Genomic DNA, 25,129 nt, shown 5'->3' with positions numbered 1-25,129 from the left:
ACCCTGCCCCGCCCGGTATCCGATCACCTCGATGATCCCGGCGACCATGCTCTGCGCCGGGGTGAGAGCCTTTGCTCGACGAAAGGACAGCTCCACATGACTCCCCCCACCGATCTGGTGCCCGCCCAGGCGGCCGCCCGCCTGGACCGCTACACCGTCATCGACGTCCGCAGCCCCGGCGAGTACGCCTCCGGCCACCTGCCCGGAGCGCACAACATTCCCCTCGGCGACCTGCACCAGGCGCTGCCCGAGCTGAAGGCAGCCGCCGCCCGCGGTGAGCTCCTGATGGTCTGCGCCTCCGGGAACCGCTCCGCCACCGCGGGCACCGAGCTCGCCGCCGCCGACATCCCGGCCGCCACCCTCGTCGGCGGTACCACCGCCTGGGCGGCGCAGGGCCACCCGCTGCAGCCCTCCGAGGGCGCACCGGCGGGCTGGGCGATGGAACGCCAGGTGCGGCTGGCCGCCGGGTCCCTCGTCGTGCTCGGCCTGGCCGCCGGAACCCGCTTCAAGGGCGCACGCTGGCTGGCCGCCGGTATCGGCGCCGGCCTGGTCTTCTCCGCCGTCACCAACACGTGCGGGATGGCGGCCGCCCTCACGCGGCTTCCCCACAACCGCCCGCGCCCCGCCGACCTGAGCGCCACGCTGGAAGCCCTCCAGCAGGAGCAGTAGCGGCGGCCCTGTCCACCGGTGTGCCGGGCGCTCAGCGGATGCGGGGCGCCCGGTGCGGCCGGGTGGTGAGACGCACGTCCGCCTCCAGGGCGCGCGGCGCCGCCGCCGCCCGTGCCTCGGCCACCGTGCCCCCGGCCAGCTCGCGCAGCACCGCTTCCGGGGACGCGTCCGGGTCGAGGACCAGGGTGATGCGGGCCCGCAGCCGGCGCGGGCGTCCCAGCAGGGACACGTCGGCGCGGGCCACGCCCTCGACCGCCCGGGCGCGGTCGGCCATCACGGAGGCCAGCGCCGTCGCGGAGAGGGTGACACCCGGCTGCCCGAGCGGCAGCTCGCGCAGCCGGCCGGTGCGGAACTGGGCGAGGGCCCAGCCGAGGAACAGGACGGCACCTGCCGCCAGCCCGGCGATGACCACCGGAGTCCACCAGCCGTGATCGCGCCAGCGGCCCAGCATCTCCTCGTCCAGCCACACCCGGTCGGCGCCGATCCGGGGCCAGGCCGCCGGAATCCGCTCGCGGACCGGGGCGGTCGTGGAGGCGAGCACGGCGCCCGCGCCGAGCAGAACGGCCGCCGCGCAGACCAGAGTCGAGCGGTTGGCGCTGCTACGGAGTCGACTCATCAGGGGGTGCACCTCTCCACGTGGGTTCCGTCTTCAGCCGTACGCGCAGCCGCAGCGGTCTGGCCAGGCCGAGCCCGGCGGCCGCCGCCCCGGCCGCCTCGGTCACCGCCCGCCGCGCGCCGTCCGGTTCGCCGAACGCGAGACCGGCGCGCACCCGCGCGGTGCGGCGGCCGACCCGGACCGCGACCCTGCTGACGCCGGGCACGTCGGTCACGGCGTCCCGCAGGAAGACCGCGACCGCCCGCCGCTCCAGGACCGCGTGCACGTCCCGCAGCGGCGGCCGCATCGGGAGACGGCCGCGGCGGCCCGGCGTGAGGGCGAGGACAAGCAGCCACACGCCGAGCGCGAACACGGCGATCGCGGCAGGAACGCTCCAGGCCGCGCCGCCGTCCGGGCCGTGCGTGGCGAGCCACTCCACCGCCCGGACCCGCCACCGCGCGGGAGCGTGCCCGGCCGCGTGCACGGACACCACGTCGTACAGCACGATCCCGCAGACCGCGGCGGCGACAAGCGCCAACACCGCCACGGGAAGGCGGCGTTGGGACCACGGGCGGCGTGCACGGGCCCCGGCGTCCTCCGTGGCCCCGGTCTCCGTCGCCGGCGGGGCGGGCTGCCCGGCGGTCCGCTCCCGGGGGGACAGACCCCGGACGCGGACGCGCGCCGACGGCACGGTGAGCCCGGTGAGCCGGGCGGTGCGCTCGGCCACATGTGCCCGTACGCTCTCGCCCGCATCGTCCAGCACCGCGGGGTAGGGCAGCGTCACGGTGACACCGACCTCGGCCCGGCGCCCGCGTACGGTCGCCGACGCGCGGCCGGCCGAGATCGCGCCGGGGGCCGTCGCCTCCGTCGCGGCGCGCTCCGCGATCCGGCGCACCGCGCGGTCCGCGATGGTCGTCGTGCCGCGGTCCGCCGCGGGCGTGGTCATCGCCGCTCCCGGTCGCGCCCGCCGAGGAAGGCGCGGATGTCCGTGCCGTCGTCCACCAGGCGCCCCAGGACGAAGCCGACCGCGCCGAGCGCGGCGACCAGCAGGAACGCCCCGAAGCCGCCGAACCACCCGGCGAATCCCAGGGCCATGCCCGCCATCAGACCGACCAGAGCTGTGCTCACCACTCACCTCACACCAGAGACCGAAAGAAGGGGGACGATCTACTCCGGTGCGTTACTCGACGCGCGTCTCGCCGCCGGCGTCCGCGGTGTCCTCGTCGGGCAGGCGGACGTCGTTGACGGCGACGTTCACCTCGACTACCTCCAGGCCGGTGATGCGCTCCACCGCGGAGATGACGTTCTCGCGCACGTCGTGCGCCACGTCCGTGATCGGCACGCCGTACTCGACGACGATGTCCAGGTCGATCGCCGTCTGCCGCTCGCCGACCTCGACCTTCACGCCGCGGCCGACGTTGGGGCGCCCGCCGGGCACACGGTCGCGCACGGCGCCGATGGTGCGGGACAGACCGCCGCCCATGTCGAACACGCCGGGGATCTCGCGGGCCGCCATGCCGGCGATCTTCACGACCACGACATCGGCGATGGACGTCTTGCCCCGAGTCGCCGCCGGTTCTGCCGCGCCCGTACCTCCCGTGACGGTGGTGGCTCCGAGGGTGTTCTTGCGCGCCCCGCCGGTGAGGTCCTTCTCGCCGCTGACGGACACGGCCGTGTTCGAAACGTTCGAAGTGAGGTCCTGCGTCGCCATGGTGGCATCTCCTAGTGGTCGTCAGGGATTTCCCGGTGACTGTGCCGTCGGCCCGGGCCCCTGTGAGGGGCCCGTCCCCGGCTCTTCTCCTTCTCTGACCCGGCCGCAGTACGCCTGTTACGCGCCTCGCGGGAATTTCTTTCCCGGGCATGTAGCGTGCCGGGGCCGCGTAACGCGGAGGGTCCTTCGTGTGTCGTACGAGCACGATCGAAAAGAGAGGAGCCGCGTGTGCCGGGCGACCGGGGCGGAACAGCAGAGGAAGCGGACGCGTCATCGAGACGTGAGGACGGACTGCTCGCGGTGCGGGCGGCGGAGGGTGACGAGGAGGCCTTCGAAGCGCTGATGCACCGCCACGCGCCCTCGGCCCTACGTCTGGCCACCCGCCTGCTCGGCAGCCGTCCGGAGGCGGAGGACGCCGTGCAGGAGTCCTTCGTCAGCGCCTGGCGCAAACTGCCGGAGTTCCGCGGCGACGCCCAGTTCGGTACGTGGATCTATCGCATCGTCACCAACCGCTGCCTGAACGTGCTGCGTTCGCGGCGGCCGGTCGTGACCCTGGACGGCCTGCCCGAGCCGCCCGCACCGGAGCACGAGGTCTCGCCCGCGCGGGCGGCCGAGGCGCACGCGGCCGTGCAGGATCTGGCGCGGGTGATGGAGGGCCTCTCGCCGGAACAGCGGGTGTGCTGGGTGCTGCGCGAGCTGGACGGGGCGTCGTACGAGTCCATCGCCGATTCGGTCGGCATCAGCCCGGAGGCGGTCCGCGGCCGGGTCTTCAGAGCGCGGCGCTATCTGACGGAGGCGATGGCGGCATGGCGGTGAACGGGGAATCCGGGCCGGACGGGGAGACACCGGGCAACAGGACACCGGGCAACGAGACACCGGGCAACGAGACACCGGGCGACGAGACACCGGGCGACGAGCGGGAGGCGGGCTTCGAAGTGCTGCCGGATGACGAACTGCTGCCCTGCGGACGCAAGTTGTCGTATGTGTGGGAGCAGTCGGAGGCGGGCGTGCCCGACCCCCACATCGAGAGCTGCCCGCACTGCACGCAGGCCGTGGACGCCTTGCGGCACCTGGAGGGGATCGTCACGCAGGCGCGCGACGCGGCACCGCGGGAGCCGGATACCTCCGCGCTCACCGGCCGTGTCATGGACGTGGTGCGCCTGGAGCTGCGGCCGGGCCGGACGCTGCCGCTGGGCGACGAGGACGAGGACGCGTGGATCGTCGAGGCCGCGGCGGCCAGGACCATCCGGGCGGCGGCCGAGTCCCTGCCGGGCGTGCGCGCGGGCAGCTGCCGTATCGATCCGCTGGCCCCGGGCAGCGCCGCGGCGCCCGCGGGACGCCTCGCGCGGGGCCCCGTCAAGGTGCGCATCGAGGTGCAGGTCCCTCTTACGTGGAATCTGCCGGAGGCCGCGGACCTGGTGCGCGGCCGGGTGATCGAGGCGGTGGACGGCGAGCTCGGCATGCGGATCGCGGGCGTCGACGTGACGATCACCGATGTCATCGACCCCGACAGCCACGACAACAACGGAGGGTGGCAGCAGTGAGCGACCGAGACATGTCCCGCGCGCTGGCGGACGCCGTCATGGAGGCGGTCCTCGACACCCCCGGAGTGGCCTTCCTGCGCCCCGGCCTCGTGGACCTCCTGCGGTCCTCCGCCCTGCTCGGGCGCGGACTGCCCGGTGCGCCGAAGGGCTCCGGCGGGGTCCAGGTGCGCAGGCAGAAGGGGGCCGCGGCCTGGAGCGTGGAGGTGCACGTCGTCCTGCACCGGGGGCGGCGGGCCCTGGACGTGACGCGGGAGGTGCGGTCGGCCGCGGCGGCGGCCGTCGAGCGGACGAGCGGGGACGCGACCGAGGTGACGGTCACCGTGACCGGGCTCGTCTGAGACGCCCTCGTGGCCGCGGCCCGCTCCCGGGGCGGGGGAGGGGAGTGAGGGAGGGGGCTGACATTCAAGCTACTGGTAAGTAAGGTCGCGGGACGAGGATCGGAGTGGTCATGACCCGCACGTTCACAGTGTCCCGCAGCATCCTGGTCGAGGCGTCACCGCGGTCGGTGTACGAGCAGGTCAGCCAGCCCGCCCTGATGGGGCGGTGGAGCCCGGAGAACCTCGGCGCGACCGTGCCCGGAGGCGAAGAGCCCGCCGCCGTCGGCCTGGTCTTCGAGGGGCACAACAAGCGCGGCCCGTTCCGCTGGACCACGCGCTGCACGGTGACCGAGGCCGACCCCGGCAAGCGCTTCGCCTTCCGCGTGCACGCGATCGGCCTGAAGCGCCCTCGCCTGCGGGCCCCGATCGCCACCTGGGAGTACCGCTTCGAGGACAAAGGCGGCGCCACGAAGGTGACCGAGACCTGGACGGACGACCGGCGCTCCTGGCCCGCCTTCGCGGCCAACGCCTTCGACCGCGTCGCCACGGGCGGCAAGACCTTCGCGGTCTTCCAGGTCGGCAACATCGACCGGACGCTGAAGAACCTCAAGCGGGAGTTCGAGACGGCTCGCTGACCCGGTCCCCGCCGGGAGGCCCGGTGATCGGCGCGATCGGGGTGTCGGCCGCCCGCACCCAGCGCGGCCCCTCGGGCCCGTACACCGCGCGCGGCTCCGGGAAGGCCGCGAGCAGGGCGAGGTAGACGACCGCCGCGACGGCCGCGCCCAGCGGGAGGCTGATGTCGGCGCCGTTCGCGAGGTCACCGAGCGGCCCGACGAACTGGCCGGGAATGTTGGTGAAAAGGACGCCGGTCACCGCTCCGGTCCACCAGGCCGACATGCCGCGCCAGTTCCAGCCGCGCGCGAACCAGTAGCGGCCGCCGTGCTGCCTGCGGGTGAAGACCTGCAGCGCCTCGGGGTCGTACCAGCCGCGCCGGGTGACATAGCCGAGCATCATGACGATCATCCACGGCACGGTGCAGGTGATGATCATCGTGGCGAAGGTGGAGATCGCCTGGACCAGGTTGAAGCCGAAGCGGCCCACGAAGATGAACGTGATGGACAAGGCGCCGATCAGGACGGTGGCCTGGACCCGGCCGAGCCGCGGGAACACCGAGGAGAAGTCGAGGCCGGTGCCGTACAGCGCGGTCGTCCCGGTCGACATGCCGCCGATCAGCGCGATCAGGCAGACCGGCAGGAAGTACCAGCCGGGCGCGATCGCGAGCAGCCCGCCGACGAAGTTGGGCGCGGCCGGGTCCATGTACTGCGGCGCCCGCTCGGCGATGATCGCCGCGGTCGCCAGGCCGAAGCCGAACGGCAGCACGGTGGCGATCTGCGAGAGGAAGGCGGCGCCCATCACCTTGCGGCGCGGGGTCGCGGCGGGGATGTAGCGCGCCCAGTCCCCGAGGAAGGCGCCGAAGGAGACCGGGTTGGAGAGGACGATCAGCGCGGCGCCGACGAAGGACGGCCAGAACAGGTCCCGCGTCGCGCGGTCGGCGTCGGCGGTGAAGATCCCGGCGTACGAGGGATCGAAGTCCCCCGCGAAGGCGATGAGCCCGAGGACGAAGAGCAGAGTCGCCGCCACCACCGCGATCTTGTTGACGAGCAGCATGAAGCGGAATCCGTAGACGCACACGGCGAGGACCAGCGCCGCGAAGACGGCGTACGCGCAGCCGTAGGCGATATCGCTCTCCGGCACGCCGAGCAGCCGGTGCGCACCGCCGATGAGCGCGTCGCCCGAGCTCCACACCGAGAGCGAGAAGAACGCCACGGCGGTGAGCAGGGAGAGGAAGGAGCCGACGATCCTGCCGTGCACGCCCAGATGCGCCGACGACGAGACGGCGTTGTTCGTGCCGTTGCGGGGCCCGAACACCGCCATCGGGGCAAGCAGCAGGGAGCCGACGAGCAGTCCGAGGAGCATCGCCGCGAGCCCCTGCCAGAAGGAGAGGCCGAACAGGATGGGGAACGCGCCGAGCACGCAGGTGGCGAACGTGTTGGCGCCGCCGAACGCGAGCCGGAACAGGTCGAGCGGACCGGCCGAGCGGTCCGCGTCCGGGATGCGTTCGACTCCGTGCGTCTCGATCTCGGTGACGGACGGCGATGACTCCATGGGCACAGGCAGCTCCCGGGGGACGGCAGCACCACGGCGTTCGAGGTGCTGTGCGGCAAACGCAGGGACCGTAAACGCCGTGCGCCCCACCACGCCAGTGCCCGATTCGCACTGCGCCCGGCGCGGTGGTGGATGATTCGCACATTCACCGCCGCGATCGGCCTGCCGTACGCCATCACCGCGCCGTACGCGATCGCCCCGCCGTCGAGGGAGAGCTCAGTGTCGAGGGAGAACTCAGTGACGCAGACCGAGGACACCGTTCGCCTGGTGCGCGAGACGCTCGGCGGGAACGTCATCGGCGTGTATCTGTACGGCTCCGCCTGCCTCGGCGGCCTCCGTCCGCACAGCGACATCGACGTGTTCGCCGTCGTGGAACGGCCGTTGACGGCCGCGCAGCGGGGGCGACTCGTCGAGGGGCTGCTCGGCCTGTCCGTCTGGCCGGCCCGGGGAGAGGGGGCGCGTCCCGTCGAGCTGACGATCGTCGTCCGGCGCGATGTCGTGCCCTGGACCTGCCCGCCGCGCCAGGAGTTCCAGTACGGGGAGTGGCTGCGCCAGGAGTACGAGCGGGGCCTGTTGCCGTCGCCGGTGCCCAGCCACGACCTGGCGCCCCTGATCACGATGGTGCTGCTCGCGGACACCCCGCTGGCCGGGCCGCCGCCGGGTGAGGTCCTTGCTCCCGTACCTGCCGCGGACCTTGCGCGTGCGATCGTCGCCGGTGTGCCCGAGTTGCTCGCGGAGCTCGCGTCGGACACGCGCAACGTCGTCCTGACGCTGGCCCGGATCTGGATGACTCTGGCGACCGGAGCCATCACGTCCAAGGACGCCGCGGCCGACTGGGCCCTCGCCCGGCTCCCGCGGGACCACCGGCCCGTGCTCGCCCATGCGCGCGCCGCGTACGTGGCAGGGGAAGCGGGCGAGGGGGAGGAGGGGGCGGAGAGGGCAGAGAGGGCGGAGGGGGAGCGCTGGGCGGAACTGGGTCCACGGGTGGGTCCGTTTGCCGCGTTTGTCGTCGGCGAGATCGAGGCTCTGGGCGGGGCGAGTTCGGCCTGAGGGGCCCGGCAGGGCCTCTCAACTGGCCTTATCCGTCGACCTCTTGACGTGAATGCGTCACTCGGTATGGTCTAGTCCAACGGCGGGAGACGTTCCGGAAAGCCGCAGTTCTGGTGTGCCGGTGCGCCTCCTGGCCGCACATCCCCCCACCGCACGGCGGTCGGTCGCGCATGCGCCGGTCGCCCAAGGAGTGATCCCTCATGCGTCCTCGTGTACTTGCCGCGCTGACCGCGACCGCGTCCGTCGCAGCCCTCACCCTCCTGACCCTCGCGCCCAGCGCCTCCGCCGAGAAGGCCGACAAGACGGAGGGGACGCGCGCCGCGGCGGCCGAGTTCCCCGTCAGCGAGTCCCAGTTCAACCAGATGTTCCCGAACCGGAATTCCTTCTACACCTACAGCGGCCTGAAGGAAGCGCTCAGCGCCTACCCCGACTTCACCGGCACCGGCAGCGAGACCGTGCGCAAGCAGGAGGCCGCCGCCTTCCTGGCGAACGTCAGCCACGAGACGGGCGGCCTGGTCCACGTCGTCGAACAGAACACCGCCAACTACCCGCACTACTGCGACAGTTCCCAGCCGTACGGCTGCCCCGCGGGCAACGACAAGTACTACGGACGCGGCCCCATCCAGCTCAGCTGGAACTTCAACTACAAGGCCGCGGGCGACGCCCTGAACATCGACCTCCTGAACAACCCCGACCTCGTGCAGAACGACGCGGCCGTGGCCTGGAAGACCGGCCTGTGGTACTGGAACACGCAGAACGGCCCGGGGACGATGACGCCGCACAACGCCATGGTCAACGGCGCGGGATTCGGCGAGACCATCCGCAGCATCAACGGCAGCCTGGAGTGCGACGGGAAGAACCCCGAGCAGGTCCAGAGCCGGATCAACAACTACACCCAGTTCACCGGAATCCTCGGCGTCGAGACGGGCGACAAGCTCAGCTGCTGAGTGCCACCGGCGGCCGGTGTCGCCGCTCCCCCTCGCCCCGCCGTCTTCGATCCGGTGGGGCGAGGGGTGATTTTCGGCCAACATTAGTGTAGCGCTCAACGATCGGCCAAGAGGGACTGGTTGGGTCAGGAAGTGATCAATAGCCTGGTGAGCATTGCTGTTTTCTGACCTAGGAGCTCCATGTCCACCGCGCAGCAGGTCCCCGACATCCTCTCGCCCGAGTTCGCCAAGGACCCGTATCCCGCCTACCGGGTGATGCGCGAGAACGCGCCGCTCTACTGGCACGAAGCGACACAGAGCTGGATCGTCTCGCGGTACGAGGACGTCGAGCGCGTCTTCAAGGACAAGAGCTCGCAGTTCACCACCGACAACTACGACTGGCAGATCGAGCCCGTACACGGCAAGACGATCCTCCAGCTCAGCGGCCGGGAGCACTCCGTGCGCCGCGCGCTCGTCGCACCGGCGTTCCGCGGCAGCGACCTCCAGCAGAAATTCCTGCCCGTCATCGAGCGCAACTCCCGCGAACTCATCGACACCTTCCGGCACACCGGCAGCGTGGACCTGGTCGCGGACTACGCCACCCGCTTCCCCGTCAACGTGATCGCCGACATGCTGGGCCTCGACAAGTCCGACCACGCGCGCTTCCACGGCTGGTACACCACCGTCATAGCCTTCCTCGGCAACCTGTCGGGCGACCCCGAGGTCGCGGCGGCCGGTGAACGCACCCGGGTGGAGTTCGCCGACTACATGATCCCGATCATCCGGCAGCGCCGCGACAACCTCGGGGACGACCTGCTCTCCACGCTCTGCGCCGCCGAGGTGGACGGCGTACGGATGAGCGACGAGGACATCAAGGCCTTCTGCAGCCTGCTGCTCGCCGCCGGCGGCGAGACCACCGACAAGGCGATCGCCAGCATCTTCGCCAACCTCCTGCTCCACCCCGAGCAGCTCGAAGCCGTCCGGCAGGACCGCAGCCTGATCGCCCGCGCCTTCGCCGAGACCCTGCGCCACACGCCGCCCGTCCACATGATCATGCGGCAGTCGGCGACCGACGTGGAGGTCACCGGCGGCATCATCCCCGCGGGCGCCACCGTCACCTGCCTGATCGGCTCGGCCAACCGTGACGAGAAGCGCTACGGCGACCCGGACCGCTTCGACATCTTCCGGGACGACCTGACCACGACGACCGCGTTCTCCGCCGCCGCCGACCACCTCGCCTTCGCCCTCGGCCGGCACTTCTGCGTGGGCGCGCTGCTCGCCAAGGCCGAGGTGGAGATCGGCGTCGACCAGCTCCTGGACGCGATGCCCGACGTGCGGCTCGCCAAGGGCTTCGACCCCGTCGAGCAGGGCGTGTTCACCCGCGGACCGCAGTCCCTGCCCGTGGAGTTCACCCCCGTCTCCGCCTGACCCCACCGGGGGCGCCGCCCGAGGGGGCGCCCCCGGCGCCGTGTCAGTGCCCCACGGGCGTGAACTGCACCGGAAGCGACGCGAGGCCCCGCATCCAGATGGACGGGCGCCAGGTCAACTCGTGCGGCTCCACCGCCAGAACCAGGTCGGGCAGCCGCTCCAGGAGCGTCTCGACCGCGGTCCTCGCGATGACGTCGGCGAGCAGCGGAGCCGGGTAGGGGCAGCGGTGCTCGCCGTGGCTGAAGGAGAGATGCGCGGAGTTCTCCGGGCCGACGTGCGACTCCGGCCAGATCTGCGGGTCGGTGTTGGCCGCGGCGAGGCCGAGCACCAGACAGTCGCCCGCCCGGATCTGCCGCCCGCCCAGCTGCGTGTCGCGCACCGCCCAGCGGCCGATGAAGTTCTGGGTCGGGGTGTCCAGCCACAGCACCTCGTTGAGCGCCTCGCCCACGCTCAGCCGCCCGCCGGAGACATTGAGGGCGAACCGCTCGTCGGTCAGCATCAACCGCAGCGTGTTGCAGATCCAGTTGGCCGTCGGCTGCTGCGCCGCAGCGATGACCGAGATCAGGTCCTGGACGATCTCCTCGTCGGTCAGACCCGCCGGGTGCTGCAGCATCCGCGAGGTGATGTCCGCACCCGGCTTCTCCCGCTTCTCCTTGACCAGGAGCTGGATCCGCTCCCCGACGCGCGTGTACGCCGCCACGGGGTCGTCGCCCTCGTGCGCGTCGAGGGAGATCCGCAGGTCGTCCACGAGCTGCTGCGTGTCCGTGCTCGCGTCCGGCATGCCGCACATCTGCACCGCGGCGATCATCGGCAGCGCGTGGGCGTACGCGTCCATCAGCTCCGCCTGGCCGCTGCCGGCGAACGAGGCGATCAGACGGTCGGCGATGCGGGCGCTGTCACGGGCGAGTTCGAACTGGTCGATCCCCTCCAGGGCCTCGGTGATCACCCCGGCCCGCCGCTGGTGCTCCGCGCCCTCGGTGAACAGGACCGAGGGCTGGTAGCCGACGAACGGCATCAGCGGCCAGTCGGCGGGAATGTGCTCCCACTGGTTCCAGCGGCGCGAGTCACGGGCGAACAGCTCGTCGTGTCCCGTCACATAGCTGACCTCGGAATAGCCGAGCACCAGCCACGCGGGCACGTCACCGTCGAGCAGGACCGGCGCCACCGCGCCGTGCTCCCTGCGCAGGCTGCGGTAGAGCTGCGAGGGCGTCTGCTGGTACTCCAGACCGCCCAGGCGTACCGCGCCCGGAACCCCGCCCGCGTGGGCCGGGCACCCCGGCGGAGGGCTCTGCTCGGAAGGGAATCCGGTCGGCTCGGTCACGGTGTCATCTCCTGGGCCATGGCCAGCGTGTACAGGTGGTCCACGAGGGTGATCAGGACGTCCTTGCCCGACGACCTCACCCGTGCGTCGCACTCGATCAGGGGCACGTGGTCGGGCAGCGCGAGCGCCTGGCGGATCTCCTCCAGGGAGTGCGCGGAGCCGTCGTCGTCGAACCGGTTGACGGCCACCACGAACGGCGTCCCGTGGTGTTCGAGACGGTCGATGGCGTACCAGGAGTCGTCCATCCGCCGCGTGTCGACCAGGACGACCGCACCGAGCGTGCCGGAGAAGAGCCGGTCCCACAGGAACCAGAAGCGCTCCTGGCCGGGAGCGCCGAACAGATAGAGCACCACCCGTTCGTTGAGGCTGATCCGGCCGAAGTCGAACGCCACCGTCGTGGTGGTCTTGGCGGCCACGTCGGACGTCTCGTCGACGCCTATGCCGGCCTGCGTCATCACCTCTTCGGTGTTCAGCGGCCGGATCTCGCTGACCGACCGGACCAGCGTGGTCTTGCCGACCCCGAAGCCGCCGACGACAACGATCTTCAGGCCAGTCTCGGCCGTGTCGGACAGGGGCGTACGGGAGGGCAGCTCAGATGTTGCGGAGCCCATGGAGCACCTCCTTGAGAAGGGCGGAATCGGGTATCGAGGCGGCCGAGTCGGCCGCGCGGGGATGGCGGGCGGTGATCCGGCCCATCGCGAGCAGGTCACCGAGCAGAATCCGCACCACCGTGATCGGCAGCTTCATCTCCGCGGCGATCTCCACCACGGCCGTCGGGTGCTTGCACAGTTCGAGGATCCGTACGTGCTCCGACTGCATTCCGGCAGTGGGCTCGCACTCGCTCACCACCAGCGTGACCAGGTCGAACGAATCGTCGTCGGCCCGGCTGCGGCCACCGGTGACCGTGTAGAGCCGGTCCGGATCACCGATGTCCACCGGCCTGCGCGGCGTCACGAGGAGCCGCTTCCTTCGCCCTGAGCGCGCGGTTCGGCGCGCAGGTGCTCACCGATCTGCTCGACCAGTTCGGTCATCTGATGGCCCACCACACCGGGATCGGCGTTCTCCTCCGCCACGACCGCCAGGTGCGCTCCCTGCCCGGCCTCGACGATGAAGAGCAGCCCGCCGTGGAATTCGGTCATCGAGTGCCGCACGCCGCCGGTCCCGTCGCCGAACTCCACCGACGCGCCCTGGGCCAGTGCCTGGATGCCCGAGCAGATCGCGGCCAGCTGGTCAGCCTGGTCGAGCGTCAGATGCTCGCTCCAGCACAACTTCAGGCCGTCCCGCGAGAGAACCAGGGCGTGCCGCGTACCGGGGGTGCGCTTGAGGAGGCTCTGCAGGAGCCAGGTCAGGCTGTTGTCAGTGGTCTGCATGGTAGGCGGGGCGAGATGCGCCGGTTCTCCGGTCACCTGCCCGTCCCTCCAATCTCACGATCTTGAGCGGGGAAGGGGGCGCCAGAGCCCGGGCGCCGTGCGGGAGGCTGCGGTCTACTCGCCGGGCGGCGGCCCGGAGTCGGCGGGGAAATCGGGGGTGGCGGGGGAGCCGGGCACCTCGCCCGCCGCCCGTCGTCCGCGGTGGAAGGCACCGAAACGGGAACCGGCGTCACGGGGCGGCAGCCCCGCGTCACCGGAGAGCGCACCGGCCCCGGCCGCCGCGTCGGACGCCGCCCTGCGCTGCTGTCGCTCACGCTCGGCCTCGGCCATGGTGCGACCGGGGGCGCGCACGGGCAGGCCGTTGGTCGTGGCGGCGGCGGGACGGGGCGGGGCCGGCGGGGGCGTGACCTCGGCGGCGGGCGCGGGCACGACGGGAGCCGCGGGTGCCACGGGAGCCGCGGGTGCCTGAGGAGCGGCGGAGCGCTCCGGGGCTGCCGGGCTTTCCGGGGCCTGCGGTGCGGACGCTGCCGGGGCCTGCGCGGGCGCGGACTCGGCGCTCCGGGGGGCGAGATGCTGCGGGGCGGGGTCGCGCTGCTGGGCCAGGAGCTGCGGCGGCAGGAGCACCACGACGCCGGTGCCGCCGCGCGAGGAGGGGCGGAAGTTGACGCTCATGCCGTACTTGGCGGCGAGCCGCCCGACCACGGCGAGGCCGAGGCGGGTGCCCTGGAGCGAGGCCAGGTCCGTCACGTGCCCGGAGACCGACTCCTCCGCACGGCGCATCGCCGCGTCGGCCATCTTCAGGCCGCTGTCCTCGATCGTCACGACGATCCCGGCGCTGCGCTCCTCCACATAGACGTGCACCTCGTCGATGGGCGGGGAGAAGTTCGCCGCGTTGTCCATGAGCTCGGCGAGCACGTGCATGACGCCCTCGGCGGCGAACCCGGCGATCGCCACGGTCGTCGAGCAGTGCAGCCGCACCCGCTGGTACGCGGAGATCCGGCCCACCGCACCCCGCAGGATGCTCTCCATGACGATCGGCTTGTTCCAGGCGCGGCTGGAGCGGCCGCCCATCAGCAGGGCGAGACGGTCCGTCATCAGGCCCAGCTGGGAGGTGCTGTGGTCCAGGCGGAGCAGGTCGCCGAAGACCTCGGCGCCGTGCCGCTCCTGCATGTCCCGCAGGTCGGCGAGCATGCCCACGGACTTGGCTTGCACCCGGCTCAGGGCCTTGGCGGAGGCTGCCTGCGCGGCGGCGGCACGCCGCTCGCTGTAGGCCAGCTCCCGTACGAACGATTCTGCGGGCACCCGCAGCAGGGGATTGTGCGGCCAGTCGAGTCCGGCGAGGACCGTGTCCGCGGACGAGCCCTCGCGCAGCCGCTCGATCGCGGTGGGCAGTGTGACCGCCGTCAGCTGGTCCAACTCCTCGGCCGCCTGCGCGATCTGCCCCTGGGCCTGGTCGCGCCGGGACTCGACGACGGCGGCGTGCCGCACGGTCTCCTCCACCACGGACGCGAATTCCTGCACGACCTGACGCAGCTGCGGATCGGACGGCGGCGCCGTCTGCGCCAGGGTCTGGTTCGCGCTCGCCCCGTCACGCAGCCGCTTCACGACCGTGGGCAGGGTGACGGTCACCAGATGCGCGGACTCGGCGCCCTGGCGTGCCAGCTGCGCCTTGAGGGAAGCGGCCTCGGCGTGGTCCGCGGCGGCGGCCCCGCGGACCCGCTTGAGGATCTGAGCACCGGTCACGAGGGCGATCGCGAGACAGAGCCAGCCGGCCGCGACGGAACCCGCCGTCCAGACGCGGGCGTTGTCGGGCGCCGCGAAGCAGGCGGCGACGCCGGCCGCGGCGGTCACCACGAGCACGATCAGGGGGACGGCCGACGCGCGCCGCCGCGCCTTCGCTATTCGGTGCGGGCTGGGGGGAGCAGGCACGGGCATTCAGCGGTCCCTCGGTCCTTGGGGTGCAGGTGAGCAACGAGCCGACCGACTACGCATCGGCCGCGGGCCCGGCGAGAACACCAAAGAGGACGGCGATCTTCCGGACCACACATCGCGCCATGCTAGTCACCCCGCGGGGTTGCGCGGACGGAGAGGCAGAACAGTCCCCCGTGGAGAGGACTTAGTCTCGATCCCGTCCCCTCGAACATGGCTGCGTGGTAGTGGAGTTCGACTCTGTGCCGGTGATCATACGGCGAATTTCCCGGAGCGGAGACGTCCGTTCAGGACGGGGGAGGGCACTGGCCTGCGAGGCGCATGTCTGCGGCCGGGCGGGGCACTCGGACAGTCGCGAGGCGGCGACGGAAGCGAACAGAAGAGGATCCCATGCCTATACAGAAGACCCCCGTCCTTGTCCTGGACTGCGCCCAGCCCGAAGACCTCGCGGAGTTCTACGCGGGGCTGCTCGGAGGCACGGCCCGCCTGAGCAAGGACCCCGACTATGTCGAGGTCTTCGACGGTGACGGCATCCGCCTCGCGGTCCACCGGGATTACGGATACGCGCCTCCGAGCTGGCCCCGCCCGGAGGACTCGCAGCAGGCGCACCTGAGGATCCTGGTGGCCCGCGGCGACATGGACGAGGCGGAGCGCGAGGCGGTCGGCCTCGGCGCCCGGCCCGTGGACACCAAGGACAACTCGGGTCCCCACGACACCCGGACCTACAGCGATCCGGCAGGCCACTCGTTCACCCTGGCCGTCATCCCCGACTGACCGAGGTCCCTGCCCGGCCCCCGGGGCGCTTCAGTCGGCGGGCTCGTCCGGCACCGGCTGGTCCGGGCGCACCCCGCCCGTGTGCGGTGCGCCGCGTCGGCCGGTGCCCGCCTCGTCCGTGTCCGGCACGTCGTCGTCGGCGTCCGGGGCGTTGCCGGTGGTGGCCGACTCGTCCTGCGGCTCCCAGTCGTCCTGTTCGTCCGACGCCTGCTGATCGGGCAGATCCCTCGGGACGGGCATCTCGTCCTCGCCCCGCGTCTCGGGCAGCTCCTCGCCCATGGTGTTCCTCCAGTGCTTCGTCACGTCGTTCCGCGCGGTTCTACGGCGGCTTCCGGTGCGCTGCCCCGGCTACCCGCCGTCGGCGCGGCAACACCTCGTACGGGTTCACGGTGGACCGCGGACGCCGTGCGGGCCACACGAGCGGGGCCGGATGCCCGGCGGTGCCGCGGCGCCGCCCGACGGGCCGGGGGCGTCACGGGCGCCAGTACAGGGCGGGGTCCGGGTGGTCGGCGAAGCCGAGGTCGCGGTAGAGCGGTTCGCCCTCGTGGGAGGCGTACAGATCCACGCGGGCCACCTCGCGCTCCCGGAACCAGTCGAGCAGGCCCCGCATGAGCGAGCGGCTGTGTCCGCGCCGCCGGTGCGCCGGGTCGGTGACCACGCCGATCACGAGCCCCACCCGGCCGTTGCGCAGATGGGGGCCCGGCAGCCGCTGCTCGACCGAGCCGACGGCGCAGGCGGCAAGGCCCCGTTCGCCGTCCACGACGAGGATCCGCATGCCCCCGCTGGCCACGCACTCCTCGAGGACCACGGCCAGGGCGTGCCGCCAGCCGGTGTCACCCGACGGCGGGTCGAAGTACGCGCCGCCGAGGTTCTCGAACAGCAGCGCCCGCAGGCGTACGAGCTCCGCGATGTCGTCCCGCGTCGCCTCCCGTACGGGGGTGAGGTCCCCCCGCTCTCCGTGTTCTCCGTGCCCTCTGCCTCCGTGCCCTCTGCGGATGTCGCGGTCTGCGGTGCGTCGAGTCATGCCCGACAGCCTGATGTAATGGTCTTATGCACCTCAACCCTTACGGCGAGGAGGTCGTGAACCTGGCCGCCGACCTCGCCAACCGCCGTCCCGGCACCGTCGCGGAACTCGCGGACCGCTGCCGCGCCGCCGGGCTCGTGCTCGAACACCAGGTCGTGACGGAGGACCTCGGCCGCACCCTGGAGGCGCTGGACGCGTGGGAGAAGGTCGTCGACGCGGGCGGCGAGGAGGAGCGCGCCGAGCTGCTCAACGGGATGCTCGCGGCATCGGCCGCCCATCCGCGGCTGACCGACCACGCGGGCTCGGGCTGGCACCTGCACTACCGCGACGACCGGCTGCCGCTGGGCGCCCTGCTGTACCAGCTGATCTCCATCGGTACGGCGCTGCATCTGTCCGGGCGGGGTATGCACAGGCTCCGGCGGTGCGCCGTGACCGAATGCGCCACGATCTTCGCCGACACCTCCCGCACCGGGCGGCAGCGCTACTGCTCCGGACGGTGCGCGAACAGGGACGCGGTACGCAGGCACCGCGCGCGCTCCGCTGATACGGGGTCAGAGCCCTGTTTTCCGGCCTGACTTCTGGTATTCACTCCTGGGATCGATCTCCGTCCGCACGCTCGCGTTCGCTGCGGGTGTCCCTACGCGACCCAGGAGTTCCCGTGGCCCGTGCCCGCCGTCCGTTCAGAGCCGCCGTTCAGGTGTCGGTGGTCGCCGCCGCCACGGCGGGGCTCCTCGTCCCCGGTGTCGTCGTCGACCGGTACGCGGACATCGCGGCCGCCGCCGCTCCGACCACCGCGGTTCCCCGGCCGCTCGCCGACTGGCAGCACGAGCGCCTCGCCTCCGGGGTCGACCTGTACCAGGGGGTCGTTTCGGGCCGCCCCGGCGCCGACCATTGGACGGTCACCGTGCGCGCAGGCGGCGCCCATCTCGCCGCCCGGCAGGACGCGGAGGCGCTGGAGCGGCGGGTGCGGGGTGCCGGGTTCGGCGCGCGTGCCGAACCGGTGTCGTGGCCGCGGGGTTCCGACCGGACCGGCGTGATCGGGGTGCGGGTCCGGGTGGGGGAGTACGCCGCGCGGACCGACGCCGACGCCACGCGGAAGGCCCTCGTCGATGCCGGGTTCGACGCGGTGAGCGAGTGGACCGGCGCCGATGGCGTGCCTGGCACCGGAACGGCCCGGGTCAAGGTGGCCGTCGTCGACCCGAAGCGCTACCACGGCGCGCTGAAGGGCACGTACGGAAAGGGTGTCGCGGGACGCGAGACGGTGAGCGACATGGCCGCGGACGACGACGCGCTCCTCGGCGTCAACGCGGGTTTCTTCGTCATGGAGGGCAAGGACGGCGTGCCGGGCGCGGCGGCGGGCATCGCCGCCTACGACGGCGAGCTGCAGAGCGCGGCGACCGACGGCCGGATCGCGGCGGTGCTGCGCGGCGACGGCCTGCGCCCGGAGTTCAAGAAGCTCAGCACGGAGCTGAGGGTCGGCGCGGGCCCGGCGACCGCGGTCGTGGACGGCATCAACCGCGTACCCGGCCTGGTGCGCAACTGCGGCGGCGTCGGCGGCGACGCCCCGACCCAGCGCCCGCAGCATGACGTGACCTGCACCGACCCGGACGAGATCGTGAAGTTCACCGACGAACTCGGCGCGGACACTCCGGCGGGCGACGGCGTCGAGGCGGTCCTCGACGCGGGCGGACGCGTACAGGAGCTGCGGCCGCGCGGCGGCGCCGTGCCGGCGGGCGGAAGCGTCCTCGCGGGCATCGGCACGGGCGCGTCCTGGCTGCGTACGCACGTGAAGCCGGGCGGCGCGGTGAAGGTGCGCGAGCGGATCCTGGACGAGCGGGGCCGGGAGCTGAAGCTCGGGCCCCGGGACGACATCGTCAACGGCGGCCCCGAGCTGGTGCGCGACGGCCGGGTCGCGGTGAACTACGCCGCCGACGGCATCGAGCGCGCCGGTGACCGTTCCTTCGCGTACACCTGGGGCATCAAGCGCAATCCGCGCATGCTCCTGGGGGTCGACCGGCAGGGCCGCATGCTCCTGGTCGGCGCGGACGGACGGCAGCCCGGCCGGAGCGACGGCTTCGGCCTCAACGAGGGAGCGGAGCTGATGAAGTCGCTCGGGGCGGTGCGCGCCATGGCCCTGGACGGGGGCGGCTCCGTCACGATGGCGGTGAACGGCAAGGTGATCAACTCGCCGTCGGACGGTTCCGAGCGCGCGGTGGGCGACGCCCTGCTGCTGACGCGCTGACTGCGCAGCCCACACGGTCCGCCACGGAGCGTCAGGGGCGCTACGGAGTGTGACGTACGGAATCGGGCCCGCTTCGTGGCGCAGGTCGATCACGAGATATCTTGATGTCGAGCAATGTTGCAGACGTGGAGCGGAGCACCCGGTGACTGACTCGACCATCATCTACACCCAGACCGACGAGGCCCCGGCCCTCGCGACGTATTCGTTCTTGCCGGTGGTCAGGGCCTACGCCTCGACGGCCGGGGTCGGCGTGGAGAGCCGTGACATCTCCCTGGCGGGGCGCATCATCGCTCTCTTCCCCGAGTTCCTCGAGGAGAGCCAGCGCATCGACGACGCCCTCGCCGAGCTCGGCGAGCTGGCCAAGACGCCCGGCGCCAACATCATCAAGCTGCCGAACATCTCGGCCTCGATCCCGCAGCTGAAGGCGGCCGTCGCCGAGCTCCAGTCGCAGGGTTACGCACTGCCGAACTACCCGGACGACCCGAAGACCGACGCGGAGAAGGACATCCGCGCCCGTTACGACAAGGTCAAGGGCAGCGCCGTTAACCCGGTCCTGCGCGAGGGCAACTCCGACCGCCGCGCCCCCGCCTCGGTGAAGAACTACGCCAAGGCGCACCCGCACCGCATGGGCGCCTGGACCGCCGACTCGAAGACGAACGTCGCCACCATGGGCGTCGACGACTTCCGCTCCACGGAGAAGTCGACCGTCATCGCCGAGGCCGACACCCTGCGCATCGAGTTCACCGGCGAGGACGGCGCCACCACTGTGCTGCGCGAGTCCGTACCGGTCCTCGCGGGCGAGGTCGTCGACGCCTCCGTCCTGCGGGTCGGTCCGCTGCGTGAGTTCCTCACCGCGCAGATCGCCAAGGCCAAGGCCGACGGCGTGCTGTTCTCCGTGCACCTCAAGGCCACGATGATGAAGGTCTCCGACCCGATCATCTTCGGCCACGTCGTGCGCGCCTTCTTCCCCAAGACGTTCGCCGCGTACGGCGAGGCGCTCGCCGGTGCGGGCCTGACCCCGAACGACGGCCTCGGCGGGATCCTCAACGGCCTCGGCGCGCTGCCCGAGGGCGAGCAGATCAAGGCGTCCTTCGAGGCCGAGCTCGCCGAGGGCCCGGAGCTCGCGATGGTCGACTCCGACAAGGGCATCACCAACCTGCACGTGCCCTCGGACGTCATCGTCGACGCCTCGATGCCCGCGATGATCCGCACCTCCGGCCACATGTGGGGCCCGGACGGCGGCGAGCACGACACCCTCGCGGTGCTTCCCGACTCCAGCTACTCCGGCGTGTACCAGGTCGTCATCGACGACTGCCGCGCCAACGGCGCCTTCGACCCGGCGACGATGGGCTCCGTGCCCAACGTCGGCCTCATGGCGCAGAAGGCCGAGGAGTACGGCAGCCACGACAAGACCTTCGAGATCGCCGAGCCCGGTACGGTGCGCGCGCTCGACTCGGCCGGCAACGTCGTCCTGGAGCAGACCGTCTCCACCGGTGACATCTTCCGGATGTGCCAGGCCAAGGACGCCCCGATCCGCGACTGGGTCAAGCTGGCCGTCAACCGTGCCCGCGCGACCGGCTCGCCGGCCGTCTTCTGGCTCGACGAGACCCGCGCGCACGACGCGCAGCTCATCGAGAAGGTCAAGGCGTACCTGCCCGAGCACGACACCGAGGGCCTGCAGATCGAGATCATGTCGCCGGTGGACGCGACCGCGTTCTCCCTGGAGCGCATCCGCCGCGGCGAGGACACCATCTCGGTCACCGGCAACGTGCTGCGTGACTACCTCACGGACCTCTTCCCGATCCTGGAGCTGGGCACCAGCGCCAAGATGCTCTCGATCGTCCCGCTCATGAACGGCGGCGGCCTCTTCGAGACGGGCGCGGGCGGCTCCGCCCCCAAGCACGTCCAGCAGCTGGTCCGCGAGAACTACCTGCGCTGGGACAGCCTGGGTGAGTTCCTCGCCCTGGCCTCCAGCTTCGAGCACCTCGCGCAGACCACGGACAACGCGAGCGCCCAGGTCCTGGCCGACACCCTCGACCGCGCCACGGCGACCTTCCTGGAGAACGACAAGTCGCCGACGCGTCGCCTCGGCGGCATCGACAACCGCGGCAGCCACTTCTACCTGGCCATGTACTGGGCCCAGGAGCTGGCCAAGCAGACCGCGGACGCCGAGCTCGCCAAGGAGTTCGCGCCGCTGGCCAAGACGCTGGTCGAGCAGGAGCAGACCATCGTCGACGAGCTGAACGCGGTCCAGGGCTCGCCCGCCGACATCGGCGGCTACTACCAGCCCGACGAGGCCAAGGCGGCGGCGGTCATGCGCCCGTCGGCCACCCTGAACAAGGCCCTCGGCCTCCTCGGCTGAGCCCCCGCCCGTCACCGGCCCGCCCCGGCAGCCCCCCGGCTGCCGGGGCGGACCCGTGTCCGGGCCCGCCGAACGACTCCGGCAGGATCAGCCCATGCCACCCTCCCCGATCACGTTCCCCTGGCCCACCACCCTGATCACGAACCGCCTCGTGCTGCGCCCGATCGAGGCCGGTGACGTCCCCGCCATGTCCCGGCTCTGGACGGACACGGACGTCCGCCGCCACCTCGGCGGTCCGGTCGACGCGGCGACGCTGCGCCTGCGCGAGCAGCACTGTGTCGGTGCGCGCGGTGCCTTCAGCGTGGTGCTGCGCGAGGACGGGGCGGTGGTCGGCGGTGTCCAGGTCGAGGCCGATCCGCGTCGTGCGGGGCGGGTCGAGGTGTCGTATCAACTGCTGCCCGAGCACTGGGGTTTCGGGTACGGGCGGGAGGCGGTGACCGCCGCGGTCGGCTGGGCGCGCGAGGCGACCACCCCCTGGGGCGCGGAGGTGGTCGCGGTCACGCAGGAGGCGAATGTCCGGTCGCGCAGGCTGCTCGAATCGATCGGGATGCAGCAGGCGGAGAGCTTCGTCGAATGGGGCGCGGCGCAGGTCCTGTACGTGGCCGGTCCACCGTCCTAGCCGAAGTCGGCGCGTACATGTGCCGCCGCCATTCCCAATTACTGAAACGCGTTCTACTGTGTGCGCCGTCAAGCTCGAGCCGGGAGAGCCAGCGAAAGCAGGAGGGGCCGTGCACCTCGAATACACGCCTGAGCAGCGGCAGTTGCGCACCGAGCTGCGCACGTACTTCGCCGAGCTGGTGCCCGACAACGCCTACGCGCGATACGCCGATCCCGCCGCGCAGAAGCGGTTCTACCGGGAGACCATCCGAAGGCTCGGCGCCGACGGCTGGCTCGGGGTCGGCTGGCCCGAGGAGTACGGCGGGCGCGGGCTCTCCCCGATGGAACAGTTCATCTTCTTCGACGAGGCCGCCCAGGCCGGTGTCCCGCTGCCCCTGATGGCCCTGAACACCGTCGGGCCGACCCTCATGCAGTTCGGCACCGACGAGCAGAAGGCCTACTTCCTGCCGAAGATCCTCTCCGGCGAACTCGACTTCGCGATCGGCTACAGCGAGCCGGATGCGGGCACCGACCTCGCGTCACTGAAGACGAAGGCGGTCAGGGAGGGCGACGAATACGTCGTCAACGGCCAGAAGATCTGGACCACCAACGGCGACACCGCCGACTGGGTCTGGCTCGCGGTCCGCACCGACCCGGACGCCCCCGCCCACAAGGGCATCACCATGCTCCTCGTGCCGACGTCCGACCCCGGATACTCCTGCACCCTCATCAACACCCTCGCCTCGCACGACACCACGGCCAGCTACTACGAGAACATCCGCGTCCCCGTCTCCCGCCGTGTGGGCGAGGAGAACAAGGGCTGGCGGCTCATCACCAACCAGCTCAACCACGAACGCGTCACCCTCGCCGCACACGGCACCATGGCCATCCGCGCCTTCCACAACGTGCAGCGCTGGGCCGCCGACACCAAACTCGCCGACGGCCGCCGCGTCATCGACCTGGGCTGGGTGCGCCAGCGCCTGGCCAGGACGCACACCAGGCTGGACGCGATGAAGCTCCTCAACTGGCAGATGGTGAACGCCGTCCAGGAAGGCACCCTCACCCCCCAGGACGCCTCCGCCGTGAAGGTCTACGGCTCCGAGGCGCGCAGGGACGCGTACGCCTGGCTGATGGAAGTGGTCGGCTCGGCGGGCGTCCTCAAGGAAGGCTCCGCGGGCGCCGTGCTCCACGGCGAACTGGAACGCGGCTACCGCAGCGCCGTCATCTTCACCTTCGGCGGCGGCAACAACGAGATCCAGCGCGAGATCATCTCCTGGATCGGCCTCGGAATGCCCCGGGTGCGCCGCTGACCTGGTGACCCTTACCCTGCGGGGATGAATCCGGCCGACAGCAGCGCAGCAGCCAGCCCCGAGACGCCGCTCGGCCGACTCGTCGCGGCATTCAACGGTGCCGTGGTCCGCGCCGACCCGCGTGCGGCCGAGGTCAGGGGCGTGATCATCGCGGAACCGGGGGAGACCCTCGCGGACGCCGGGGGCGCGCTGGTCCTGGCCATCGGGGCGCGCGGCGCCGACGCGGTCGCCGTCGTCGCCGCCGCGGGCAGCGCGGGCGCCGCCGCCGTGGCGGTGAAGTGCGCGGACAGCGAGGAGGGGCTGCCCGAACTCCTGCGCGCCGCCGGCGAGAAGGCCGGCGTCGCCGTCTGCGCCGTCCCCGTCGCCACCCGCTGGCACGAGGTCGAGTCCGCGGTGCGCGGCGCGACGGAGCGCGGCGCCGCGGGGCCCGACACCCGCGGCGATCTCTACTCCCTCGCCCAGACCGTCGCCACGCTCACCCACGGCGTGGTCAGCATCGAGGACAGCGCGCACCGCGTCATGGCGTACTCGGACTCGGGCGACGAGGCCGACGAACTGCGCCGCCGGTCCATCCTCGGCCGCAACTGCCCCGAGCCCTACCTCGCCCTGCTCCGGCAATGGGGCGTCTACCGGCGGGTGCGCACCGACGAACTGGTCGAGGTGGAGGAGCGACCGGAGATGGGCATCCGGCGGCGGCTCGTCATCGGCATCAACGCGGGCGCCCGCCCGCTGGGCACCATCTGGGTACAGGAGGGCGAGCGGCCGCTCGCCGAGCGCTCCGCCGAGGCGATGCGCGGCGCCGCCCGGCTCGCCGCCTCCCAACTGGTCGACCACTACTACCAGGGCGACTCGGCCGCCCGGCTGCCCTCCAGGGCCGACCTGGCCCACGGCCTGCTGACCGGCCGCTTCAACTCCGGGGCGGTCGCCGTCCACCTGGGGATCGCGCCGTCCGCCGCGGTCCGCGTCGTCGCGGTCGACCTGCGCGAACCCTTGGGCGACGACGGCGACTCCAGCGGAGCGGACGTGCGCCGCGCCGAGGCGGCCGAGATCGTCTCCGTGCACGCCGCCGCGTACCGCACGAACGCGCTCGTCGCCCAGGCGTGCGGGCAGATCTACGCGATGCTGCCCGAATCGGCACGCCCCGATCCCGCGCACCCCGATCCCGCACGCCCCCAGAGCGGCGAGCCCGACGACGAACCGGTGTTGCGCTGGGCCGCCGACCTCGTGGCCGCACTGCGCCGGCACACGAGAACGCCCGCCCAAGCCGTCCTCGCGGGCACCGCGACCCGGCTCGACGACATCCCGGCGGTCAAACTGCGCGGCCACCACGCCCTGCGCCTCCTGGCCCGCACCCCCGACCGTGCCGTGGACACGCACAGCCGCCTCACGGCCCCGCTCATGGTGCGCGATCTGCTCGAACTCCTCGACAAGCACCGGGAGATACGCCACCCGGCCGTGGCGGCCCTGGTCGCGAGGGACGCCGAGCACGGCACCGATCTGGCCCGCTCCCTGCTGCTGTACCTGGATGCCTTCGGGGACGTCGCCCGGGTGGCCGGGCAACTGAACGTGCACCCCAACACCCTGCGCTACCGGGTCCGCCGGGCCGCCGCCCTGACCGGCCTTGACCTCGACGACCCGGAGCACCGCCTGGCCGCCATGCTCCAACTGCGCCTGACCTGCTCCACCGAGGGCGGAAGTCCCTTCCCCGTCTCCTGAGGGCAGTTGTCCGTGCGGACAGGGCGCCGGGGTCGAACGCTGTCCGGACGGACAAGGAGAGAGGGCCCGGCGCGGGCT

General features: G+C 72.1%; 27 protein-coding genes. 15 read left to right on the top strand and 12 right to left on the bottom strand.

Features of this window, described 5'->3' with window-relative positions; translation table 11 throughout:
- The first annotated feature begins 96 nt into the window (after nt 1-96).
- Nucleotides 97-669: a rhodanese-like domain-containing protein gene (locus ABZ906_RS12475; RefSeq protein ID WP_361380971.1), complete on the top strand. Its 573-nt coding sequence runs from the start codon at nt 97-99 to the stop codon at nt 667-669.
- A 31-nt stretch (nt 670-700) separates the two neighbouring features.
- Here ABZ906_RS12475 and ABZ906_RS12470 read toward each other — a convergent pair whose 3' ends face one another.
- From ABZ906_RS12470 to ABZ906_RS12455, 4 genes are read right to left on the bottom strand one after another with little or no spacing between them, the layout of a single operon-like run.
- Nucleotides 701-1,285 carry an alkaline shock response membrane anchor protein AmaP gene (locus tag ABZ906_RS12470; protein WP_361380968.1) on the bottom strand — a complete coding sequence of 195 codons (585 nt, stop codon included), beginning with the start codon at nt 1,283-1,285 and terminating at the stop codon, nt 701-703.
- Entirely contained in the window at nt 1,269-2,210 is a 942-nt protein-coding gene (locus ABZ906_RS12465; protein WP_361380965.1) for a DUF6286 domain-containing protein, read from the bottom strand. The genes ABZ906_RS12470 and ABZ906_RS12465 overlap by 17 nt, the downstream gene beginning before the upstream one ends.
- Nucleotides 2,207-2,392, bottom strand: coding sequence for a hypothetical protein (locus tag ABZ906_RS12460; protein ID WP_160503241.1), 186 nt, complete (start codon nt 2,390-2,392; stop codon nt 2,207-2,209). The genes ABZ906_RS12465 and ABZ906_RS12460 overlap by 4 nt, the downstream gene beginning before the upstream one ends.
- Nucleotides 2,393-2,444: 52 nt before the next feature.
- On the bottom strand, nt 2,445-2,975 hold the full coding sequence (locus ABZ906_RS12455; protein ID WP_361183252.1) for an Asp23/Gls24 family envelope stress response protein: 531 nt from the start codon (nt 2,973-2,975) through the stop codon (nt 2,445-2,447).
- A 228-nt stretch (nt 2,976-3,203) separates the two neighbouring features.
- Here ABZ906_RS12455 and ABZ906_RS12450 point away from each other — a divergent pair, with 228 nt between their 5' ends.
- From ABZ906_RS12450 to ABZ906_RS12435, 4 genes are all read left to right on the top strand, one after another.
- Entirely contained in the window at nt 3,204-3,791 is a 588-nt protein-coding gene (locus ABZ906_RS12450) for an RNA polymerase sigma factor (protein ID WP_361380962.1), read from the top strand.
- The gene (locus ABZ906_RS12445; RefSeq protein WP_361380959.1) at nt 3,782-4,519 is read left to right on the top strand and encodes an Asp23/Gls24 family envelope stress response protein; all 738 of its coding nucleotides are present in this window, start codon (nt 3,782-3,784) and stop codon (nt 4,517-4,519) included. The genes ABZ906_RS12450 and ABZ906_RS12445 overlap by 10 nt, the downstream gene beginning before the upstream one ends.
- Nucleotides 4,516-4,857, top strand: coding sequence for an Asp23/Gls24 family envelope stress response protein (locus tag ABZ906_RS12440; RefSeq protein WP_361380956.1), 342 nt, complete (start codon nt 4,516-4,518; stop codon nt 4,855-4,857). Before ABZ906_RS12445 ends, ABZ906_RS12440 begins: the two co-directional genes overlap by 4 nt.
- 110 nt (nt 4,858-4,967) lie before the next feature.
- A complete protein-coding gene (locus ABZ906_RS12435) occupies nt 4,968-5,471 on the top strand; it encodes an SRPBCC family protein (protein ID WP_361183247.1) in 504 nt (167 codons plus the stop codon).
- On the opposite strand, the gene ABZ906_RS12430 is transcribed toward ABZ906_RS12435, so the two are convergent.
- Entirely contained in the window at nt 5,443-7,002 is a 1,560-nt protein-coding gene (locus ABZ906_RS12430) for a cytosine permease (protein WP_361380953.1), read from the bottom strand. The two genes, ABZ906_RS12435 and ABZ906_RS12430, sit on opposite strands and share 29 nt — an antisense overlap.
- Nucleotides 7,003-7,134: 132 nt before the next feature.
- Here ABZ906_RS12430 and ABZ906_RS12425 point away from each other — a divergent pair, with 132 nt between their 5' ends.
- The 3 genes from ABZ906_RS12425 to ABZ906_RS12415 all read left to right on the top strand — a co-directional run bounded on the left by ABZ906_RS12425 (nt 7,135) and on the right by ABZ906_RS12415 (nt 10,406).
- Nucleotides 7,135-8,052: an aminoglycoside adenylyltransferase family protein gene (locus ABZ906_RS12425; protein ID WP_361380950.1), complete on the top strand. Its 918-nt coding sequence runs from the start codon at nt 7,135-7,137 to the stop codon at nt 8,050-8,052.
- A gap of 200 nt (nt 8,053-8,252) precedes the next feature.
- Nucleotides 8,253-8,999, top strand: coding sequence for a chitinase (locus ABZ906_RS12420; protein WP_361380947.1), 747 nt, complete (start codon nt 8,253-8,255; stop codon nt 8,997-8,999).
- Between the two features lie 180 nt (nt 9,000-9,179).
- Nucleotides 9,180-10,406: a cytochrome P450 gene (locus tag ABZ906_RS12415; RefSeq protein WP_361183240.1), complete on the top strand. Its 1,227-nt coding sequence runs from the start codon at nt 9,180-9,182 to the stop codon at nt 10,404-10,406.
- Nucleotides 10,407-10,449: 43 nt separating this feature from the next.
- Here the strand turns inward: ABZ906_RS12415 and ABZ906_RS12410 are convergent, their stop codons facing one another.
- The 5 genes from ABZ906_RS12410 to ABZ906_RS12390 all read right to left on the bottom strand — a co-directional run bounded on the left by ABZ906_RS12410 (nt 10,450) and on the right by ABZ906_RS12390 (nt 15,032).
- Complete coding sequence (locus ABZ906_RS12410) at nt 10,450-11,727, bottom strand: cytochrome P450 (protein ID WP_361183238.1); 1,278 nt, start codon at nt 11,725-11,727, stop codon at nt 10,450-10,452.
- On the bottom strand, nt 11,724-12,338 hold the full coding sequence (locus ABZ906_RS12405; protein WP_361183236.1) for an ATP/GTP-binding protein: 615 nt from the start codon (nt 12,336-12,338) through the stop codon (nt 11,724-11,726). The genes ABZ906_RS12410 and ABZ906_RS12405 overlap by 4 nt, the downstream gene beginning before the upstream one ends.
- Entirely contained in the window at nt 12,319-12,681 is a 363-nt protein-coding gene (locus tag ABZ906_RS12400) for a DUF742 domain-containing protein (RefSeq protein WP_361183234.1), read from the bottom strand. Before ABZ906_RS12400 ends, ABZ906_RS12405 begins: the two co-directional genes overlap by 20 nt.
- Nucleotides 12,678-13,097, bottom strand: a complete 420-nt coding sequence (locus ABZ906_RS12395) for a roadblock/LC7 domain-containing protein (protein ID WP_361183233.1) — start codon at nt 13,095-13,097, stop codon at nt 12,678-12,680. Before ABZ906_RS12395 ends, ABZ906_RS12400 begins: the two co-directional genes overlap by 4 nt.
- A 114-nt stretch (nt 13,098-13,211) precedes the next feature.
- Nucleotides 13,212-15,032: an ATP-binding protein gene (locus tag ABZ906_RS12390; protein ID WP_361380944.1), complete on the bottom strand. Its 1,821-nt coding sequence runs from the start codon at nt 15,030-15,032 to the stop codon at nt 13,212-13,214.
- Between the two features lie 384 nt (nt 15,033-15,416).
- Between ABZ906_RS12390 and ABZ906_RS12385 the strand changes: the two genes are divergently transcribed.
- Nucleotides 15,417-15,800 (top strand): VOC family protein, encoded by a 384-nt coding sequence (locus ABZ906_RS12385; protein ID WP_361380941.1) that lies wholly within the window; start codon nt 15,417-15,419, stop codon nt 15,798-15,800.
- A 30-nt stretch (nt 15,801-15,830) separates the two neighbouring features.
- On the opposite strand, the gene ABZ906_RS12380 is transcribed toward ABZ906_RS12385, so the two are convergent.
- Complete coding sequence (locus ABZ906_RS12380; RefSeq protein WP_361381445.1) at nt 15,831-16,079, bottom strand: hypothetical protein; 249 nt, start codon at nt 16,077-16,079, stop codon at nt 15,831-15,833.
- Nucleotides 16,080-16,272: 193 nt separating this feature from the next.
- Nucleotides 16,273-16,824 (bottom strand): GNAT family N-acetyltransferase, encoded by a 552-nt coding sequence (locus ABZ906_RS12375; RefSeq protein WP_361380938.1) that lies wholly within the window; start codon nt 16,822-16,824, stop codon nt 16,273-16,275.
- A gap of 26 nt (nt 16,825-16,850) precedes the next feature.
- On the opposite strand from ABZ906_RS12375, the gene ABZ906_RS12370 reads away from it, so the two are divergent.
- From ABZ906_RS12370 to ABZ906_RS12345, 6 genes are all read left to right on the top strand, one after another.
- Nucleotides 16,851-17,399 carry a CGNR zinc finger domain-containing protein gene (locus tag ABZ906_RS12370; RefSeq protein ID WP_361380935.1) on the top strand — a complete coding sequence of 183 codons (549 nt, stop codon included), beginning with the start codon at nt 16,851-16,853 and terminating at the stop codon, nt 17,397-17,399.
- A gap of 83 nt (nt 17,400-17,482) precedes the next feature.
- Entirely contained in the window at nt 17,483-19,066 is a 1,584-nt protein-coding gene (locus ABZ906_RS12365) for a phosphodiester glycosidase family protein (RefSeq protein WP_361380932.1), read from the top strand.
- Between the two features lie 142 nt (nt 19,067-19,208).
- A complete protein-coding gene (locus tag ABZ906_RS12360; RefSeq protein ID WP_361380929.1) occupies nt 19,209-21,428 on the top strand; it encodes an NADP-dependent isocitrate dehydrogenase in 2,220 nt (739 codons plus the stop codon).
- Nucleotides 21,429-21,522: 94 nt separating this feature from the next.
- Complete coding sequence (locus ABZ906_RS12355) at nt 21,523-22,047, top strand: GNAT family N-acetyltransferase (protein WP_361380926.1); 525 nt, start codon at nt 21,523-21,525, stop codon at nt 22,045-22,047.
- Nucleotides 22,048-22,156: 109 nt separating this feature from the next.
- Nucleotides 22,157-23,335: an acyl-CoA dehydrogenase family protein gene (locus tag ABZ906_RS12350; RefSeq protein WP_361380923.1), complete on the top strand. Its 1,179-nt coding sequence runs from the start codon at nt 22,157-22,159 to the stop codon at nt 23,333-23,335.
- A 24-nt stretch (nt 23,336-23,359) separates the two neighbouring features.
- Nucleotides 23,360-25,051, top strand: coding sequence for a helix-turn-helix domain-containing protein (locus tag ABZ906_RS12345; protein ID WP_361380920.1), 1,692 nt, complete (start codon nt 23,360-23,362; stop codon nt 25,049-25,051).
- Nucleotides 25,052-25,129 lie beyond the last annotated feature (78 nt).

This window comes from Streptomyces sp. NPDC046925, from assembly GCF_040644915.1.
Lineage (GTDB): Bacteria > Actinomycetota > Actinomycetes > Streptomycetales > Streptomycetaceae > Streptomyces.
This window is presented reverse-complemented; position numbering and strand designations above follow the sequence as displayed.